Here is a 19,490-nt window from a genome sequence, read left to right as displayed (position 1 = left end):
AGCATCGAGCCGAGGTCGGCCTGCGGCGGCTGGGCGCCGAGGCCGAGGAACGACAGGCCCGCCGTTTCCAGGATCATCCAGCCGACCGTGGTCGACATGGTGATGACGATCACCGGCAGAACGTTCGGCAGGATTTCCAGGAATAGGATCTGCGCCGGCGTCTTGCCCGACAGGCGCGCCGCGTCGACGAATTCGCGGCGCGACAGCCCCAGCGTGATGCCGCGGATGTTGCGGGCGAAGAACGGAATATTGACCAGCGCGATGGCGTAGAGCGCGTTGATCAGCCCCGGCCCCAGCACCGCGACGATGGCCAGCGCCAGCAGAATGTAGGGAAACGCCATCACCATATCGATGCCGCGCATGACCAGGCTGTCGGTGCGACCGCCGGCGTAGCCCGCAACGAGGCCCAGCAGCGAGCCAAAGAAGGCGGCGATGAACGTGGCCGAAAGGCCGACCGCGAGGCTGACCCGCGTGCCCCAGATCAGCCGCGACAGGATATCGCGGCCCAGATGGTCGGTGCCGAGCGGGTGCCCGGCGCTGAACACCGGCATCAGGCGGTCGGCCGGCGCGGTGACGTCAGGATCGGCCAGCGGCAGGATCGGCGCCGCCAGGGCGGTCAGCGCGATCAGGACGAGCACGACGAGACCGCCGGTGGCCAGCGTGTTGGCGAACAGCAGCGCCGCGCTGCCCGGCCGTCCGCGTCGGGCCTTGGGTTCGGGAGTGGCCAAGGTCGCGTCCGTCATCAGCGCAACCTCGGGTCGAGCTGGGTCTGCACGACGTCTGCGGCGAGATTGAACAGCACATAGGCGGCCGCCACGACCAGGACGCCGCCCTGCACGAGCAGGAGATCGCGGGTCGAGATCGCCTTGACCAGCATCGAGCCGATGCCCGGCCACTGGAACACGGTCTCGATATAGACCGCGCCGCCGATGACGAAGCCGGCCTGGATGCCGATCACCGGAATCACGCTGACCAAGGCCGATTTGAAGGCGTGGCGGAAGATCACCCGGCGTTCGGTGAGGCCCTTGGCGCGGGCGGTCCGGATATAGTCCTGCCGCAGCACCTCCAGCATAGCGGTACGGGTCAGTCGCGCGATCACGCCGGTCGCGACGACGGATAGGGTCAGTGCCGGCAGGGCCAGATGATGCAGGAGGTCGAGGAGATCGCCGCCGCCATAGATCGCGTACATGCCGCTGGCCGGAAACAGCCGCAGTTTGACCGCGAAACCGAGAATCAACAGCAGGCCGAGCCAGAAGGACGGCGTCGATATGCCGATCAGCACCAGGAGGGTGACGATCTTGTCGGTCCAGCCATATTGCCGCACGGCGGAGACGATGCCGGCGAGAAGGCCGAAGATCGAGCACAGGATCAGCGACGTGCCGGCGAGGATCAAGGTGGCGGAAAATCGCTCCAGCACCTCGTCGAGCACCGGCCGGTTCAAGGTGTAGGAGCGGCCGAGATCGCCCTGAAACAGATTGCCGAGCCAGATGAGATATTGCTCAGGCAGGCTCTTGTCGAGGCCGAGATCCCGGTTGAGCCGCGCGACGTTTTCCGGCGTCGCGTAGGAGCCGAGGATCGCCGTCGCGGGGTCGCCGGGGATCATCGCCATGATCAGGAAGACGATGATCGTCAGCCCGAACAGAACCGGGATCGCCGCGATCAGGCGTTTGGCGATGTAGGCGGCCACGGCGCACGTCCCGGTCGGATGCAAGAACGAGCGCCGGCGGCACGAGGCCACCGGCGCGATGGAGCGACGATCAGGGCTTCTTGACGTCCTGCAGCATCAGGAAGAAGGACGGCTGCAGCTTGAAGTCCTCGACGGCGGCGGCGGTCACCGCGTTCTGCTTCCAGTTGGCGACGAACACCCAGGGCGCATCCTCCTTCACGATCTGCTGCATCTCCTTGTAGAGTGTCGCGCGCTCACCCTGGTCCGTCACCTGACGGGCCTTTTCCAGGAGTTCGTCCACCTTGGGGTTGGAGTAATAGCCAGAGTTGAAGCCGCCCTTGTCGGGGAAGGCCTCGGTTCTGAGGGCAAGGAACGGCAAGGTGTCCGGATCATTGGTCATCCAGGCCATTTCGGCCATGTCCGCCTTGCCTTCCAGGCCCGGATTGACGTTGCCGAGGAAGGTGTTCCACTCATAGGTCTCGATCGAAACATTCATGCCGACGGCCTGAAGGTCGGCCTGGATCGCCGTTCCCATGGCGACCGGATCGAGCATGCCGGAGCCGCCCTCGGTGACGTAGAAGGTGACCTCCTCGCCGTCATATCCGGCTTCCTTGAGGAGTTCCTTGGCCTTTTCCGGATCGTAAGGATAGGGCTCCAGCGTCTCGTCATAGGCCCAAGCGAAGGCCGGCGGCGTCGGCCCGGCCGCGACATCGGCGGTGCCCTGGAGGATGTTGTCCACCAGCGCGGTCTTGTTGATCGCGTAGTTCGCCGCCTGACGCGCCGCCTTGGACGAGAACGGCGCTTCCTTGGTGTTGAGGATCAGGAACCAGAGATGCGGCCCGGCCTGTTCGCGAACCGTGAAGTCGCCGGAGGATTTGAACTGCTGCAGGCTGTCTGGCGGCACTTCCACCATGATGTCGAGCCCGCCAGACAGCATCTCGGCGATGCGCGTGTTGGCGTCGGTGATCGGCCGGAAGATGACCGCCTCGAGTTCCGGCGCGCCGTCCCAGTAGTCCTCGTTCCGGGTCGCCACCATTTTCGCGTTCGGCTCCCATTCGGCGAATTTGTAGGCGCCGGTGCCGGAGGGATTGCGGCCGAAATCCTTGCCGTGTTTTTCAACGGCCGCGGGCGAGACGATCAGGCCGGTCGGATAGGCCAGGTTGGACAGGAACGGCGCGTAGGGCGCGTCGAGCTTGAACTCGACCGTCGTCGGATCGACCGCAGTCACCTCCTCGACGGCGGAGAAGAAGAAGGCGAGCGGAAACGGTCCGGTGTCGGCGAAGGGATGATCTTCCTTCAGCATCCGGTCGAAGTTGAATTTGACCGCTTCGGCATCGAAGGGCGTGCCGTCGTGGAATTTGACGCCCTCGCGCAGCGTGAAGGTATAGGTCTTGCCGTCCTCGGAGATCGTCCAGCTCTCGGCCAGTGAGGGCTCGACCTCCAGCGTCCCGTCCTTGTAGCGAACCAGCCCGTCATACAGGTTCACCAGGATGCGGAAATCGTTGACCGCCGTCACCGCCTGCGGGTCCAGCGATTTCGGCTCGGCGATCTGGCCGACCACCAGAACATTCGGCGGCGTCTGGGCGACCGCCGCCGGGGCCAGTACCATCAGTGCCGTGGCGATCGCCGCGGTCAGCCATTTTCTCATGACTCGCTCCCCTTCTGTCCATCTTCCATAATTAATCATGATAAATTGCACCAAAGCAATGTTTAATTCATAATCAATTGCACGGACGCTCGGGCAATCATGCCTGAAAAGCGCGACAACACTTTGATTGAGGGGCGAAATTCGAATGCCTTCGGCAACAGCGAAAATCGATCTCTCCCGTCTCCAATCCCTTCTGGCCGGGGTGAACGAGTTCGGCCGGAACCCGCTGACCGGCGGCTTCAACCGGATCGGCTTCAGTGAGGCCGACATGGCGGTTCGCCAATGGTTCGCCGATCAGATGGCGGCGGACGGACTCGCGGTCCGCCGCGACCGCGCGGCGAATGTCTTCGGCCGGTTCGGCCCCGCCGACGGCCCCTCGATCATCACCGGATCGCATCTCGACACGGTGCCGGAGGGCGGCGCCTTCGACGGCGCGCTCGGCGCCTGCGTCGCTCTGGAATGCGTGCGGGCGATGCGCGATGCCGGGCTGAACCCGACCACGGCCATCGAAGTCGTCGCGACGGCGGAGGAGGAAGGCCGCTTCGGCGGCATGCTCGGCTCCCAGGCGATCGCCGGCCAGGTGACGCGGGAATGGATCGATCAGGCACGCGACGCCGACGGCGTCACCCTGGTTTCGGCCATGAGCGCGCATGGCCTCAATCCCGACGGGGTCCTGAACGCCGCGCGCGCGCCGAATTCCGTCCGCGCCTTCCTGGAACTGCACATCGAACAAGGCCCGGTGCTCGAAGCCGCGGGAATCCCGATCGGCATCGCCCATTCGGTCTCGGGTGTCTGCAACCTTTTCGTGCGACTGGAAGGAACGGCCAATCACTCGGGCACGACGCCGATGGAGATGCGCGCCGACGCCTTCGCCGGACTGGCGGAGGTTGCCAGCGCGATCCCGGCGATTATCCGCGATATCGGGGGAGAGGAATCGCGAATCACCATCGGCAAGGTGGATCTCACGCCGAACGCGCCACACACGATTCCGGGCATAGCGGAGTTCTCCATCATCATTCGGGACATTTCGGAAGCGGTCATGCGACGATTGACGGAACGGCTGCGCGATGTGATTGCCGCCGCCGCGTCGTTGAATCGCCTGGCCGTCGCCGTCGAGCAAAAAAGCTGGCTGGCGCCGGTCACACTTGACCCCGAACTGGCGAGCCTCCTGGCCGGGGAAGCCGCAAGACAGCGGATTCCCGTCCATTCCATGCCGTCAGGCGCCGGTCACGATGCCCAGACCATGCAGGCGCTCTGCCCTTCGGCGCTGATCTTCGTTCCGAGCAAGGGCGGTGTCAGCCACGCCCCGGATGAATCGACCGCTTGGCCGGATATCGAAAAGGGCGCCAATCTCTTGCTCGCGGCCTTGGTATCGCTGGCCGTGTGATTTCGCTTTCGGCCGCGACGTCTTTCGCGCGAACGTCGCCGGCAAATTTTTCCGTTTACGTAAATGGGAACGAATTTCGTTTCGCGCGAGACTGCGCTATCGATACCCTTAGATAACGGGAGGTATCGAGAATGCAGAAACCTTGGCTCCAGCACTATCCTGCGAACGTTCCCGCTGAATTGCCGGATTTTCCCTATCACTCACTCGCCGAACTGCTCGACGAGGCGTTCGCCAAGCATGGCGACGCCACGGCCTTCCATTTCATGGGAGCAACCATGAGCTTTCGCGAATTGGATGAGCAGTCACGCGTTTTCGCGGCCTATCTTCAGTCGCTCGGCCTGCAGCAGGGCGACCGCGTGGCGCTGATGATGCCGAACGTCCTGCAGTATCCGGTCGCGGTTGCCGGGGTGCTGCGGGCCGGCATGGTCGTGGTCAATACCAATCCGCTTTACACGGCTCGCGAACTCTCCCATCAGCTGACCGATTCCGGCGCGCGGGCGATCGTCATTCTCGAGAACATGGCGAAGACGCTCGAGACTTGCCGCGCCGAGACGCCGGTCGAGCATGTGGTCGTCGCGACCATCGGCGACATGCTGCCGACGGTCAAAGGCTTCATCGTCAATTTCGTGCTTCGCAAGATCAAGAAGCTGGTGCCGGACTATCATCTACCGGACGCGGTTCCCTTCACAGCGGCGATGGCCAAGGGCCGTGAAGCGACGTTCGCGCCGGTAGCGTCGGACCGTTCCGACGTTGCCGTCCTGCAATATACGGGCGGCACCACCGGCGTGTCGAAGGGCGCGACCCTGACCCACGGCAACATCATCGCCAACGTTCTGCAGTCGGAATTGTGGAACATGCCGGCCATGAAGCACATACCGGCGGGGGAGCAGCAACTCACGGTCTGTGCGCTGCCGCTCTACCATATCTTCGGCTTCACCGTGAATATGATGCTGTCGATGCGTACCGGCGGCTGCAACATCCTGATCTTGAACCCGCGCGACATCGCGGCGACCCTGAAGGAGTTGAAAAAGCACAAGTTCCACTCGTTTCCGGCGGTCAACACGCTGTTTGGCGCGCTGGCCAGGCACAAAGACGCCGGGGCCGTCGACTGGTCGCATCTCAAACTGTCGCTGGGCGGCGGCATGGCCGTCCAGGCGGCAACGGCGGAACTGTGGAAGAAGCGGACCGGTTGTTCCATCTGCGAAGGCTACGGCCTGTCCGAGACCGCGCCGTCGGCCTGTTGCAACCCGACCGATGCCACCGAATACAGCGGCACGATCGGCATGCCGATTCCATCGACGGAGTTGCAGATCGTCGACGATGACGGCAAGGAATTGCCGATGGGCGAGCGGGGGGAGATCGCGATCCGCGGACCGCAGGTCATGGCCGGCTACTGGAACCGGCCCGACGAGACCGCCAAGGTGATGACGAAGGACGGCTTCTTCCTCACTGGCGACATAGGCGTCATGGACGAGCGCGGCCAATTCAAGATCGTCGACCGCAAGAAGGATATGATCAACGTCTCCGGCTTCAACGTCTACCCCAACGAGGTCGAGGAGGTCGTCACGCGGATGCCGGGGATCGTCGAGGCCGCCGCGATCGCCGTCCCGGACGAGAATTCGGGCGAGACCGTGAAGCTTTTCGTGGTGGCGAGCGATCCGCAGATCACCGCCGACCAGATCAAGGCCTTTTGCAGGGACAATCTCACCGGCTACAAGCGACCGAGCGCGGTCGAGTTCAGGGACGAGTTGCCGAAGACCGGAGTCGGCAAGGTGCTGCGGCGGGCGCTGCGGGAATGATGCCGGCCAAGCGGCGCGGGAACGGCTCCATGCGGAGCGACATTGCGGCGCGATCCGGGGGAGCGACCATCCGGTCGGGCTTGATTTTCCGAAAAGCGAGAATGCCCCTTCACATTCACCAAAGCCTCGCATATATCGCACTCACCGGCGGCGCAAAGCGGCGTACGGTCGTGGCGCGGGGTGGAGCAGCCCGGTAGCTCGTCAGGCTCATAACCTGAAGGTCGTAGGTTCAAATCCTACCCCCGCAACCAAAAAACCCGCCAGAGCAAGCGCTTAGCCTTGATCCGGCGGGTTTTTTCATTGGCTTACCGGCTATCTGCACGCCCTCTGCCCCCGGTCGTCAATCTTGTCGGGGGCCAAGGGTTTCCATCTGGGGATGTCGGCTGAAGCCGCCCCTCGGTTGCGGCTGATGATGGTCGGCCCGTGACCCTTGGCTACCTTCAGCTTGATCGAGGGCGGCTACGATCATGGGCGCCGCCGTTCGGCCCCGGCTAGAAATCCCCGATCGCCCGCGGAAGGTGCGTGAGCCGCATCGCGGACTGTAACCGTGACTGTCGGCTGGACCGGGAGAACTTAAACCCCGCATTGCGTCTGGCGAGATGGTTCGAGACCGCAATCCAACCGCCATGGCGAGCATTATTTAAGGCGGCGGCCTGAGCAGCAGGTCGGCTCAGCAGTGGTAGATGATGTTTTTCGCAGAGGACCAGCGGCGGCGAGAGGCAACTGGTACGCCCAAGGGGAATCGAACCCCTGTTTGCGCCGTGAGAGGGCGCCGTCCTAACCGCTAGACGATGGGCGCTTGTTGCAGGGCCGATATAACGGCAGCACGTTGCTCGCGCAAGAGGCTTTCGCCGCTTTGTCGACGACGACCGTCAAACGTCGGAAAGCGCGTAGCTGGCCAGGACGCCTCCGTCGGACAGCGAAACCAGCAGCAGCCGCATCCCCGTTGCCGTCCGAATCCGGATCAGCACCCGGTCGCCGTCAAGTGACGTCTCGACGATCTCGGCCCCCGTCGGGATTGCGATGGTCAGTTCCGCACCGGGCTGCAGGCGAGACCCGCCCGAACCGCTGGAGACCTTGTAGACAACTGCGGCCAGCACCGCCATAACCGCGATCACCATGATCCCGATCGACACGCTCAGCAGCCGCACCAATTTGCGCCGGACCCGTTCGGTCGCCGGGTCGAGCGGCTTTTCGATCTCAGTTTCGTCGCTTTGGGTCATGGGCGATCGGGCGGGCTCCGTTGGCAATCGTTCCCGCTCCTACAGGCGATAAGGTCATGGAGACAAGACGTTTCATGGTCGAGGGCGCGGGAACCGGCGAGCGGCTCGACAGCTTTCTGGCGGAAGCCAGCGAGGGAGCCCTCTCCCGCAGCCGGGCCAAAGCTTTGATCGGCGAAGGCCGCGTGCGGATAGGCGGCGCTGCGGTGACGGTCGCCAAGCGCAAGCTTCTTGCCGGCGAGACCATCGATGTCGACATGCCCCCGCCGACTGACGCCGCCCCCGATAGCGAAGCCATACCGCTCCACATCGTGCATGAGGACGCCGATCTCATCGTCATCGACAAGCCGGCGGGGCTCGTCGTCCATCCGGGCGCCGGCAATTGGACCGGAACCCTCGTCAACGCGTTGCTCCACCATTGCGGCGACAGCCTGTCCGGCATCGGCGGCGTGCGCCGACCCGGCATCGTGCATCGCCTCGACAAGGAAACCAGCGGCCTGCTGGTCGTCGCAAAGTCCGATACGGCTCATCGGGGCCTTGCGGAACAGTTCGCCGCGCATGGCCGGGACGGCCGCTTGTCGCGCGCCTATCTCGCGATCGTCTGGGGCGTGCCCGCCAGACCCCGCGGCACGGTGGACGCCGCCCTCGGCCGCTCGGCCAGCGACCGCGTCAAACGCGCCGTCGTGCCGGAAGGACGAAGCGACGCCCGTCACGCGCTCACCCGCTATGCGCTGCGTGCGGCGTCGCCGCTCGACGCTGGCCTGGCGTCACTGGTCGAATGTGTCCTGGAGACCGGACGCACGCATCAGATTAGGGTTCACATGGCCCACATCGGACACCCGCTCGTGGGCGACGATGTCTATGGCGCCGGATTTCGCACCAAATCGGAGCGCCTCGAACCGGGTGCCAGACGCCTCGTCCAAGGCTTTCACCGCCAGGCTTTGCATGCCCATCGTCTCGGCTTCGTCCACCCGATTTCGGGAACGCCCCTGTCCTTTCAGTCGGAATTGCCGGCGGATATGGTGGAACTCTGCGTCGCCTTCGGCATTGATCCCGACTGAGAGGCTTCACGCGGAAAACGAGGATACGTCCGAGGCTCATTTCCTGAACGCGCCGTTCGAAGGCCCGTTTACGCCACATGGCACGCGAACGTGCCGTGAATTTGGATCAGAAAATCCTATATGAGAAGGTCTGCGTGGACGGGGCATGTGCGGTCCGCGCCCCGGCCGGCTTCCTCGAGGCCGCCGCCGCTGCAACCATGGAGGTCACCCAATGGCCCAGGCAAATCTTCCCAGCATCGCCTCGGGCGAAGGCGGTCTTAGCCGCTATCTGGAAGAAATCCGCCGGTTCCCGATGCTGGAACCGCAGGAAGAATACATGCTGGCGAAGCGCTATGCCGAACACGACGATCGTGATGCGGCGCACCGGCTGGTGACCAGCCATTTGCGGCTCGTCGCGAAAATCGCGATGGGTTATCGCGGCTATGGCCTGCCGATCGGCGAAGTCGTTTCGGAAGGCAATGTCGGTCTGATGCAGGCCGTCAAACGTTTCGATCCCGAGCGCGGTTTCCGTCTCGCGACTTACGCCATGTGGTGGATCAAGGCGTCGATCCAGGAATACATACTGCGCTCGTGGAGCCTCGTGAAGATGGGCACCACCGCGAATCAGAAGCGTTTGTTCTTCAATCTTCGCAAGATGAAGAGCCGCATCCAGGCCCTTGAAGAGGGTGATCTGCGGCCGGAGCAGGTGGACCAGATCGCTACCCAACTGGGCGTTTCGGCCGAGGAAGTCGTGTCGATGAACCGCCGTCTTTCCGGCGATGCCTCGCTGAACGCGCCCTTGCGGGCCACAGAGGGCGAGTCCGGGGAATGGCAGGATTGGCTGGTCGACGACAGCGAATCACAGGAGGAGACGCTGGCGCGCTCGGACGAGCTCGACCAGCGCCGCGGCATGTTGCACAACGCGATGGATATCCTCAACGATCGCGAACGGCGGATCTTCGAGGCGCGCCGTCTTTCCGAGGATCCGCTGACGCTCGAAGCGCTCTCGGGCGAGTTCGACATCAGCCGCGAGCGGGTGCGCCAGATCGAGGCCGGGGCCTTCGAGAAGGTCCAGAAAGCCGTCAGGGATACGGCCGAAGCCGCGCATCGCGCCCTGCGCCCGGTCGATCAGCCCGGTACGTGAACGGTATAGCGGCCGACCGTTAGGATGCAAAAGGACCGACGCGCCGTGGACGCGCCGGTCCTTTCTCTTGAATTCGGCGCCCCCCTGACGTGGGCGAACGGCAGACGCCCTCGCTCTTTTGGCTCCGGACGTATCCCTGCACTCGTCTGCGGGCTCCGGGTCCGCCACTGACAGCCCGTCGCGTGGTCAGGTTTTTTCTGACCAGGCGTCCAGCGCTTCCTTGAAGACGCGATCGCCTGGTATCCCCTTCTCGATCGACATCAACGCCCGCCGACCGGTCTCGTAGGCGATCGGGATGTCGATCCACTGCTCGCTTTTCAGCAGCGAAAGGTTGCTCTGCATCGCCTGTTCGAGATTGTTCAGCGCGATGATGAAGAAGCCGTCGGAGATCTTGCCCGCGACCCCGATCAGCGGCTCACCCCGCGCCTGCTCGGTTGCTTTCAGGGCCAGACGCTGCACATTGGCGACGCCGCCGCCGCTGAAATTCGCAGGCGTATTGAAGAGAAGCTCGATGACGTGGCTTGCCGGCAGCGTCGGATCGGCGTTCCGGCGGATGGTCATCGTCATCTTGAGATTTTGATCCGGGACCTCGGCGACGGCGCCGATCGCTGGCTCCGGAGGCTGCCCCTCACTTGGCGGCTCGTTGACCACCGACCAGACGACATTGCCACCTTCCTGCGTGCCGGACGTTGTTTCCGTCCGCTCCTGATAGAACACCGCCTTTTGCGCGACAGCGGGCGTGGCGCCAGCGGCAGGATCCACGGCCGCGACTTCGGGATTCTCGGCTTGAGGGCTTGCGGCTTCTTCACCGGCAACCGGCGTCGGCGCCTCCGCGGGCGCGGCGCCGACGATAGCGGGATCCTCACCGATCTCGCTGGCGATTGTCGGCGTCGCCGATGATGGCGAATCCGCCGCTACCGGCGAGGCCGCGGCAATGTCGGTACCCTCATCGAATGCGTTGGGCTCGCCGACTGCCGGCCCCTCGTCGACCTCGGGTCCATCCGGGAGCAGCCTTTGGGTGAATTGTCGGCTCGATTGGCCCTGCAGGACCTCGGCGCTGGCGACCTCACCCGTGCCGGCTTCCCCCTGCCCGTCCGCATCCGGATTTTCCGAAACCGTCTCGCCGGTGGCCGGCGCCGTTCCACCGTCCGCGATTCCCGCGACGCCCGGCTCCGCCGGCGCAACCGTCGGCTCATTGTCCGTGGTGTTGGCGATCTTTTCGAGACCGGAGGGCGCGACCAGCAATGCCTCGATCTGGTTGCGATAGCTCCATCCGACGACTCCAAGCCCGCCCAACAGCAGGATGACGAGCGTCGCGGCGATCAGGGAGCGGCCCCTGCCCGCGCCTTTCCGCTTTCTGCGCGGCGAATAACGCGGGCCCGATACGTCGGCCTCGGGGATGTCCTCGTCCGTACGGATATCCGCCGGAATTCTCTCGTCGTCGTAGGAGCCGTCATCATACGATCGGCCGGCGTCGCGTCGCTCCGCGCCGGACGGAGTGGGAACGATGAACGGAGCACCGACGGCAGATGGCCTGGCGGCTTCATCGGGCTCTTCCGCCGCGATCGGGAAGAACGGTGGCGGTTCGCTGCGTGACGACCCCGCGGGTTTCTTCAATCCGGGGAAGACGGAACCGACGATTCCGCCCTCGTTGCGCCCCCCCGCCCTGTCGCCCGCCTCGGGTGTCGCACTCGCCTGTTCGGCGTGCCGTTCTGAAAGCGAAGGCGCCTTTGGCAAGACGGGTTTCGGCGCTGGCGCGCGGCTTTCGCTCGCCCCGACCCAGGCATCCGGCGCATCCGAGGCACTCCCGCGCTGCCTGTCTCGCGGTTCCGGTGTCTCGGCCGCCAGCAGCGCGGACAAATCGTCGGCCGGCTCGACATCCGCCGGCTCGGCATAATGCCGCTCGGTGCGCGCGATCGCGTCTTCGAGCGCGGCGAGACGGGTCTCGACGACGTTTTCGGCGAGCGGTGGATTCGCGGCGTCGATCTGCCGTTGAATCGCCGCCCGCGCCTTGTCATAGACCTTCGCGCGCATCTGCGGCGTCGCGCGGGGCAGCCCATCAATCGTTTTACGAAGTACGCCGCTCAAGTCCGCCATGGATCGCAGTCACTCACTTGTCTTGATTTCTGGTGTCCCGGCGCCCGGACTCTAATCCTGAAACGGATCGCGAACAAGGATTGTGTCGTCGCGCTCCGGCGATGTCGACAGAAGCGTCACCGGCGCCTGCACCAACTCTTCTATGTGTCTGACATATTTGACGGCCTGGGCCGGCAGGTCGTTCCAACGGCGCGCCCCGGCCGTGGTATCTTTCCAGCCCTCCAAGGTCTCGAAGATCGGCTCGACCCGCTGTTGCTCTGACAGACTTGCCGGGAGATAGTCGATTTTCTTCCCGTCGAGATTGTATCCGACGACAATCTTTATTTCGTCGAGACCATCCAGGACGTCCAACTTGGTCAAAGCGAGTCCGTCGATGCCGCTGAGAGCAACCGCCTGGCGCACCAGCACGGCATCGAACCACCCGCAGCGGCGCTTGCGGCCGGTGACCGTGCCGAACTCGCGGCCCTTCTCGCCGAGAAAACGGCCGATCTCGTTATCCTGTTCGCTCGGGAACGGCCCCTCCCCGACCCGCGTGGTATAGGCCTTGGTGATTCCGAGGACGAAGCCGACGCTGCCGGGACCAAGTCCCGAACCGGCCGAAGCCTGCCCGGCCACGGTATTGGAGGAGGTAACGAAAGGATAGGTGCCGTGGTCGATGTCGAGCAGAGTCCCCTGGGCGCCTTCGAACAGGATCCGGTCGCCGGCCTTGCGCCGCTCGTCGAGCAGCCGCCAGACGCGGTCGATATAGGGGGTGATCTCGTCGGCGATCGAGGTCAGTTCGTCAAGGATCGCCGCAGGGTCGATCTCGCCCTGTCCGAGGCCGCGGCGCAAGGCGTTGTGATGGGCGAGCAGGCGCTCGATCCGGTCGGGGAGACTGTCGGGGTGGGCCAGATCCATGACGCGCAGCGCCCGCCGGCCGACCTTGTCCTCATAGGCCGGGCCGATGCCGCGCCCGGTCGTGCCGATCTTGGTGCCGACACTCGCATTCTCTCGCGTCGCGTCGAGTTCGCGATGCAGCGAGAGAATCAGCGCCGCGTTGTCGGCGATGCGCAGCGACCGCGGATCGATCGAAACGCCCTGCGCCTCGAGCCGCTTTTTCTCGGCGACGAAAGCATGGGGATCGAAAACGACGCCATTGCCGATGATGGACAGCTTGCCCTTTCGCACGACGCCCGATGGGAGCAACGAAAGCTTGTAGGACGTCCCGTCGACGACCAATGTGTGGCCGGCATTGTGCCCGCCCTGGAACCGCACGACCACGTCCGCTCGTTCCGACAGCCAGTCGACGATCTTCCCCTTACCCTCGTCTCCCCATTGCGATCCGACGACGACGACGTTGGCCATTAAGTGTCCTCTTGCAAAATTCGTCCGCCCCGGCTGGGGCGAGGCGCGCGGACTATAGTCAAGCACCCCGCCGGAAGCGAGGGCGTGAGGCCACCGAACTTGCGGAAAACGCGCGGTCCGACGGCATCGACCGCTCAGCGCGCGAGGCTTGATTTTCTCAGGCAGACTTATTTTACCGCGACCCCCTCTATGCGACCCGGCCGCGCCCACGTAAACGCAGAGTCATGACATCTCGCTTCCGGCATCCGTATCTTGTCCTGGCGACTGTCGCCCTGTTGTGGGGCGGCAATGCGATCGCGGGCAAGCTCGCCGTCGGTCACGTCTCGCCGATGCTGCTCACCTTGCTGCGCTGGACTTTCGCGTGCCTGTTCATGGCGCCCTTCGCGCTGAGCGATGTGCGCCGGGAGTGGCCGGTGATCCGGCGCAACCTGCCGTTCCTTTTCGCGCTCGGCGGGCTCGGCTTTGCCACCTTCAACGCGATTTTCTATCTGGCGTTGAACTACACGACCGCGATCAACGTGACGATCGAGCAATCCGCGATGCCGCTGATCGTGCTGCTGGCGAACTTCGTGCTCTTTCGCATGGGCGTCTCGGCATTTCAGGTCGTCGGCTTCTCGCTCACGCTGGTCGGTGTCGCGCTCACCGCTTCGCATGGCGAACCGTCGACGCTGCTTAGCCTCGATCTCAACCGGGGCGATGCCCTCATGATGATCGCCGTTCTGCTGTACGGCGGCTACACGGTTGCGCTACGGTTCAAGCCGCAACTTAACTGGCGTTCGACGATCTTCGTGCTCGCCGCCTCCGCCTTCGTCGTCTCGGTGCCCTTTGCTCTGGGCGAATGGGCGATGGGTCATACCCACTTGCCGGATGGCCAAGGCCTCTCCGCCGCGCTCTACACGGCGATTTTTCCTTCGCTCATCGCCCAGTCGCTCTACATCCGCGGCGTGGAGATGATCGGACCGAACCGCGCCAATCTGTTCATCAATCTGGTACCGATCTTCGGAGCGTTCCTCGCCGTTGTGATCATTGGCGAGGAATTGCGGACCTATCATCTCATCGCGCTCGCCTTCGTCCTCGGCGGCATCATGCTCGCCGAACGCGGCGCTGCGAGACGGCATCGAACGCCGGATACAAAAACGGCGCCCCGGTAATCACGGGACGCCGTATCGATCAGGAAGACCGGGCTGTCACATCAGCCGGCGACATCCGCGACGTCGAAGCGCAGCGGCTTCGCACTGGCGATCTCCTTGTGGGCGCGCACCGCGTCCAGGACATCTTCCGGTACTGGCGAATCGACGTAGAGCAGCGCAATGGCGTTGCCGCCGGGCCGGTCCCGACCAAGCTGGAAATTGGCGATGTTGACGCCCGCCTTGCCGAACACCGTGCCGAGCAGACCAATGATGCCCGGCGCGTCGTTATTGGTCGTGTAGACCATGTGCCGACCGACCTCTGCGTCGAGATTGATGCCCTTTATCTGGATGAAGCGGGGCTTGCCGTCGGAAAAGACGGTTCCGGCAACCGACCGGGTCTGCTTTTCGGTGACGACCGTCAGCTTGATGTAGCTGTCGAAGACGCCCGATCTGTCGCGCCGCGATTCGGTCAGCTGGATGCCGCGTTCCTTCGCCATGATCGGCGCCGAGACCATGTTGACGTCCGAGACCTGGCTCTTGATCAGCCCAGCCAGCGCCGCGCTGGTCAGCGCTCTTGTGTTCATCGCAGCCACGCTTCCGTCGTAGGTGATTTCGACGGACGTGATCGCCTCCTCGGTGACCTGCCCGGCAAAGGCGCCAAGGCACTCGGCGAGCTGGACGAATGGCGTCAGGATCGGCGCTTCCTCGGCCGTGATCGAGGGCATGTTGATGGCGTTCGCGACCGCGCCCCGGATCAGATAGTCCGACATCTGCTCGGCGACCTGGAGCGCGACGTTCTCTTGCGCCTCGGAGGTCGCGGCGCCCAGATGCGGCGTGCAGACGACGTTGTCGAGGCCGAATAGCGGCGAGTCGGTCGCCGGCTCCACCTCGAAGACATCGACACCAGCGCCGGCCACCTTGCCGGACTTGATCGCCTCGGCCAGATCCGCCTCAACGATCAGGCCGCCGCGCGCGCAATTCACGATGCGGACCCCGTCCTTCATCCTGGCGATCGCGGCCTTGTCGATGATCCCCTTGGTCTTGTCGGTCATCGGGGTGTGGAGCGTGATGAAATCGGAGCGTTTGAAGAGATCGTGCAGCTCCACTTTCTCGATGCCGAGATGCGCGGCCCGGTCGGCGGACAGAAAGGGGTCGAAGGCGATGACGCGCATCTTCAGTCCGACGCCGCGGGCGGCGACGATGGCGCCGATATTGCCGCAGCCGATGATGCCGAGCGTCTTGCCGGTGATCTCGACGCCCATGAAACGGTTCTTCTCCCACTTGCCGGCCTGGGTCGAGGCGTCGGCGGCGGGCAGTTGGCGGGCGACCGCGAACATCAGCGCGATCGCGTGCTCGGCGGTGGTGATCGAATTGCCGAAGGGCGTGTTCATCACGATGATGCCCTTCCGGCTGGCGGCCGGAATGTCGACATTGTCGACGCCGATACCGGCGCGGCCGACGACTTTCAGCCTGGTTGCGGCCTGGATCAGCTTCTCGGTGACCTTGGTGGCCGAGCGGATCGCGAGGCCGTCATACTGGCCGATGACCTCCAGCAGCTTGTCCTTGTCCTTGCCAAGATCGGGCATGTAGTCGACCTCGACGCCGCCGCCGGCGAAAATCTGGACGGCGGTCTTGGACAGCTTGTCGGAAACGAGAACGCGGGGTGCCATGGAAATGGTCCTTGTGAAGGAGCGACGGATTCCTGGGGACTTCACATCGCTGCGTAAGACGGGCGCCATCCTCGCCGATCGTCGTCCCGGCCCTGAGCCGGAACCCATGCCAAGCCTTTCCGGCCTGCATTTCGATCGAGGAGAGCTGGCTCCTCGATTCGATCGGTTCGTGTTGGCGATCTGGAATGGATACCGGCTCGATACCGGGATGACGAAGCTCCGAAATCGGAGCCTCATCGGTCCCGGCGTCCGGTCAGGCCGCTTTCGCCAGCGACGCCTTCTGGACCTCGTAGGCCCAGCCGATCCAGGGCATCAGCGCTGCGACGTCGGCGGTTTCGACCGTCGCGCCACACCAGATGCGCAGGCCCGGAGGCGCGTCGCGATAGGCGCCGATGTCGAGGGCCACGCCCTCCTTCTCCAGCAGCGCGGCGACGCCCTTGGCGAAGGCGGCCTGTTCGTCGGCGGTGAGCCGCGCGATCGCCGGATCGGCAAAGGTCAGACAGACCGACGTGTTGGAGCGCAACGCCTTGTCGCCGGCGAGGAAGGCGAGCCAGGGGTTCGCCGCGACATAGGCTTCGATGGCCGCGAGATTGGCGTCGGCGCGGGCCTTCAGTGAAGCAAGGCCGCCGATCCGCCTCGACCAGGCCAGGGCATCGAGATAGTCCTCGACGCAGAGCATCGAGGGTGTGTTGATCGTCTCGCCCCTGAAGATGCCTTCGATGAGCTTGCCGCCTTTGGTCAGGCGGAAGATCTTCGGCAACGGCCAGGCCGGCTTGTAGCCTTCCAGCCGCGCGACCGCGCGTGGGCTGAGGATCAGCATCCCGTGTGCCGCCTCGCCGCCGAGTACCTTCTGCCAGGAGAAGGTGACGACATCGAGCTTGTCGTAGGGCAGATCCTGCGCGAACGCGGCCGTGGTCGCGTCGCAGATGGTCAGGCCCTTGCGGTCCGCCGGAATGGCGTCGCCATTCGGCATCCGAACGCCCGATGTGGTGCCGTTCCAGGTAAAGACCACGTCACGGTCGAAATCGACCGTCGCGAAGTCGACGATCTCGCCGTAAGGAGCCTCGAAGGTCCGCACGTCGGCAAGGTCCAACTGCTTGACCGCGTCGGTGACCCAACCGGCGCCGAAGGATTCCCAGGCGAGGACATCGACGCCGCGCTCGCCGAGCAGCGACCACATCGCCATCTCGACCGCGCCGGTATCGGAGGCCGGCACGATGCCGACGCGATAGTCGGCCGGAACGCCGAGAATGTCCCGGGTTTCCTCGATCGCCTGTTGCAGTTTGGATTTGCCGACCTTGGCGCGATGCGAGCGACCGAGCGCGGCATCGGCAAGCGCCTCGAACGACCAACCGGGTCGTTTCGCGCAGGGGCCGGAAGAAAAACGGGGATTGGCCGGACGCAGGTCCGGCTTCGCGGTATTCGCCATCTGAGCTACCCTCACAGATAGAAGCGCCTCGTTGGGGAGGCGTGTCCCGCGGATGGCGCTACTCCCGTTTTCCGCCCCCGGTCAAGCGGCAATTTGGTGACGGTCAGCATTCGGCGGCACCCCGCGCCGCGCCCCGAACGACGGACGGCGGAGCCAGAGCCCCGCCGTCCGTCGTTGATGGAGGTGGAAAATGCTACCAGAGCGAATAGCGGATGCCGGCCTGGATCGTATGACGATCGAAGCCGTCGTCGCGAAGTGCGTAATCGACCCCGCCCGCCGTCAGGCCGAAGAGATCGCCCGCCTCGACATTGAGATAGCGATAGCCGATGTCGAGCGCGACATTCTGGGTCACATCGTAGGCGACGCCGGCCATCAGCGAATAGGCGAAGCGCCAGTCCTTGGTGTCGGTGTAGGACGCCCCGGGAATGGCGGCGCAAGCAAGCGTGCCGCTCGTGCAGCTGATGCCGTAATCCACCTGCATGGCGCCGACGCCGCCGCCGAGATAAGGTGTGAAGCCGACGAAGGTGCCCAGATCTACATAGGCGTTGGCCATCAGTTCCCATGACTCGGCATCGCTGGAGAGGGCATAGCGATAGGCGGCCGCGGGACCGAAATCGACATCGAAGGTGGAATAGCGCGCCGTCACGTCGGTTCGGAAGAAGTCCGTGAAACGATAGCCGACACCCGCGCCAAGGTCGTAGCCGTTCTCGAATTTCATCTCGGCCCGACTGCCCCCTTCGACGGACACGTCGCTGTCGAAGTCGTAGGAAACGTCGCCGCGCAGATACCAGCCGTTGCCGATCTCGACCGGAACCAGTTCCGGCACGTCCTGATAGATCGGCTCCGCATAGATCGGCGGCAGGTCGGCGGCTAGCGCGGCCGGGATTGTCGCGCCGATCACGACGACGCTCGCGATCAATGTCCTGGTGATTGTCATGGCTCCGCTTCCCACTGCCGTTCCGCCTCGTGCCACCCGCCGTAGCGAAGGTGTCGTTTGGATGGTTACCGTCGCAGCGAAAGCTTAAAGCTCGATTAACCGTGTTCCTTAACCGTGATTGCTCGCCGGGCGAGGCGCGGCCTATGGATCCGAAGGGCTGCGAAACGCGAAAGACCGCCGCCCTTGCGCGGGCGGCGATCCTTCCTGGAAGCGTTGATGTCGACCGGCAGGTCTATTTGAAGACCACGTCCTGCGCATAGACCGGCTCGGGAGCATAGACCGGCGCCTTGCCCTTGCCGAAGCCGCCCCCGCCGAATTCGTAGCGAAGGCCGGCGCGGACCGCATGCAAATCGTAGCCGTGGTCGTAGCCCTGCACACCGCTGGCGCCGCGCGCGATATCCTGGGCGTCCCAGCCGAACGCCTCACCTTCCGCGATGCGGGTATATTTGTACCCGGCGTCGAACTTCAGATTGTGCGTGATGTCGATGCTGGCGCCCGCCATCAGCGAATAGGCGAAGCGCCACTCGGACATTCCTTCGTGCTTGAAGGTCTGGCCGCAGTTGGTGGCGGTGAAGCCGCCACTGCAATCGAACTTATTGCTCATCGTCCCATAGGAGACGTTGGCGATACCCGCGCCACCGCCGACATAGGGCGTGAACCGGCCGTAGGTGCCAAGATCGACATAGGCGTTGGCCATCACGGTCCAGACATCGACTTCGGCGCTGTCCGAATAGCGGCAGAAGGCACTCGGCACATCGACACAGTTGGACGAGCCGGTCAGGTCCGTGCTGAAGTAGTCCGCGGTCAGGTCCATGCGGGCGAACTGGTTGAAGCGATAGCCGAGGCCGCCGCCGACCATGAAGGCGCTGTCGGTTTCGATGTTGTCGTAATGATAGTACTGGACGAAGTTGCCGCCGCCATGCGCGCCGCGCAAATAGCCGTATTTGCCGGAGGTTTCGCTCTCGAAGACGTAGCCGAG

15 protein-coding genes and 2 tRNA genes are annotated in these 19,490 nt (G+C 64.3%); 6 read left to right on the top strand and 11 right to left on the bottom strand.

Features of this window, described 5'->3' with window-relative positions; all coding sequences use genetic code 11:
* The 3 genes from MJ956_RS04075 to MJ956_RS04065 all read right to left on the bottom strand — a co-directional run.
* The coding region (locus MJ956_RS04075; RefSeq protein ID WP_253963203.1) for an ABC transporter permease at window positions 1-743 on the bottom strand (743 nt) is incomplete at its 3' end.
* Entirely contained in the window at window positions 743-1,687 is a 945-nt protein-coding gene (locus MJ956_RS04070) for an ABC transporter permease (RefSeq protein ID WP_253963202.1), read from the bottom strand. The genes MJ956_RS04075 and MJ956_RS04070, both read right to left, overlap by 1 nt.
* Before the next feature lie 70 nt (window positions 1,688-1,757).
* Window positions 1,758-3,314, bottom strand: coding sequence for an ABC transporter substrate-binding protein (locus MJ956_RS04065; protein WP_253963201.1), 1,557 nt, complete (start codon window positions 3,312-3,314; stop codon window positions 1,758-1,760).
* 145 nt (window positions 3,315-3,459) lie between these two features.
* Between MJ956_RS04065 and MJ956_RS04060 the strand changes: the two genes are divergently transcribed.
* The 3 genes from MJ956_RS04060 to MJ956_RS04050 all read left to right on the top strand — a co-directional run bounded on the left by MJ956_RS04060 (window position 3,460) and on the right by MJ956_RS04050 (window position 6,751).
* Window positions 3,460-4,701, top strand: coding sequence for a Zn-dependent hydrolase (locus MJ956_RS04060; protein WP_253963200.1), 1,242 nt, complete (start codon window positions 3,460-3,462; stop codon window positions 4,699-4,701).
* Window positions 4,702-4,832: 131 nt separating this feature from the next.
* Window positions 4,833-6,500 (top strand): long-chain-fatty-acid--CoA ligase, encoded by a 1,668-nt coding sequence (locus MJ956_RS04055; RefSeq protein ID WP_253963199.1) that lies wholly within the window; start codon window positions 4,833-4,835, stop codon window positions 6,498-6,500.
* Window positions 6,501-6,674: 174 nt separating this feature from the next.
* Window positions 6,675-6,751 (top strand) — tRNA-Met (locus MJ956_RS04050).
* Between the two features lie 473 nt (window positions 6,752-7,224).
* Here MJ956_RS04050 and MJ956_RS04045 read toward each other — a convergent pair.
* Window positions 7,225-7,299: transfer RNA gene (locus MJ956_RS04045), tRNA-Glu, on the bottom strand.
* A 73-nt stretch (window positions 7,300-7,372) separates the two neighbouring features.
* Window positions 7,373-7,723: a fimbrial protein gene (locus tag MJ956_RS04040; RefSeq protein WP_253963198.1), complete on the bottom strand. Its 351-nt coding sequence runs from the start codon at window positions 7,721-7,723 to the stop codon at window positions 7,373-7,375.
* Window positions 7,724-7,779: 56 nt separating this feature from the next.
* Between MJ956_RS04040 and MJ956_RS04035 the strand changes: the two genes are divergently transcribed.
* Window positions 7,780-8,781, top strand: coding sequence for an RluA family pseudouridine synthase (locus tag MJ956_RS04035; protein ID WP_253963197.1), 1,002 nt, complete (start codon window positions 7,780-7,782; stop codon window positions 8,779-8,781).
* 211 nt (window positions 8,782-8,992) lie between these two features.
* A complete protein-coding gene (gene rpoH / locus MJ956_RS04030) occupies window positions 8,993-9,904 on the top strand; it encodes an RNA polymerase sigma factor RpoH (RefSeq protein ID WP_253963196.1) in 912 nt (303 codons plus the stop codon).
* Window positions 9,905-10,090: 186 nt separating this feature from the next.
* Here rpoH and MJ956_RS04025 read toward each other — a convergent pair whose 3' ends face one another.
* Window positions 10,091-11,938, bottom strand: a complete 1,848-nt coding sequence (locus MJ956_RS04025; protein ID WP_253963195.1) for a hypothetical protein — start codon at window positions 11,936-11,938, stop codon at window positions 10,091-10,093.
* Between the two features lie 114 nt (window positions 11,939-12,052).
* Window positions 12,053-13,345 carry an adenylosuccinate synthase gene (locus MJ956_RS04020; protein WP_253963194.1) on the bottom strand — a complete coding sequence of 431 codons (1,293 nt, stop codon included), beginning with the start codon at window positions 13,343-13,345 and terminating at the stop codon, window positions 12,053-12,055.
* A 224-nt stretch (window positions 13,346-13,569) separates the two neighbouring features.
* Here MJ956_RS04020 and MJ956_RS04015 point away from each other — a divergent pair, with 224 nt between their 5' ends.
* Window positions 13,570-14,496 (top strand): DMT family transporter, encoded by a 927-nt coding sequence (locus MJ956_RS04015; protein WP_253963193.1) that lies wholly within the window; start codon window positions 13,570-13,572, stop codon window positions 14,494-14,496.
* Between the two features lie 41 nt (window positions 14,497-14,537).
* Here the strand turns inward: MJ956_RS04015 and serA are convergent, their stop codons facing one another.
* From serA to MJ956_RS03995, 4 genes are all read right to left on the bottom strand, one after another.
* Window positions 14,538-16,145 (bottom strand): phosphoglycerate dehydrogenase, encoded by a 1,608-nt coding sequence (serA, locus tag MJ956_RS04010; RefSeq protein WP_253963192.1) that lies wholly within the window; start codon window positions 16,143-16,145, stop codon window positions 14,538-14,540.
* A gap of 253 nt (window positions 16,146-16,398) precedes the next feature.
* A complete protein-coding gene (locus MJ956_RS04005; protein WP_253963191.1) occupies window positions 16,399-17,574 on the bottom strand; it encodes a phosphoserine transaminase in 1,176 nt (391 codons plus the stop codon).
* A gap of 193 nt (window positions 17,575-17,767) precedes the next feature.
* A complete protein-coding gene (locus MJ956_RS04000) occupies window positions 17,768-18,511 on the bottom strand; it encodes an outer membrane protein (protein WP_253963190.1) in 744 nt (247 codons plus the stop codon).
* 232 nt (window positions 18,512-18,743) lie between these two features.
* Window positions 18,744-19,490: outer membrane protein (locus MJ956_RS03995; RefSeq protein ID WP_253963189.1), on the bottom strand; the 747-nt coding region annotated here is incomplete at its 5' end.

This window comes from Aurantimonas marianensis (assembly GCF_024195285.1).
Taxonomy (GTDB): Bacteria; Pseudomonadota; Alphaproteobacteria; order Rhizobiales; family Rhizobiaceae; genus Aurantimonas; species Aurantimonas marianensis.
This window is presented reverse-complemented; position numbering and strand designations above follow the sequence as displayed.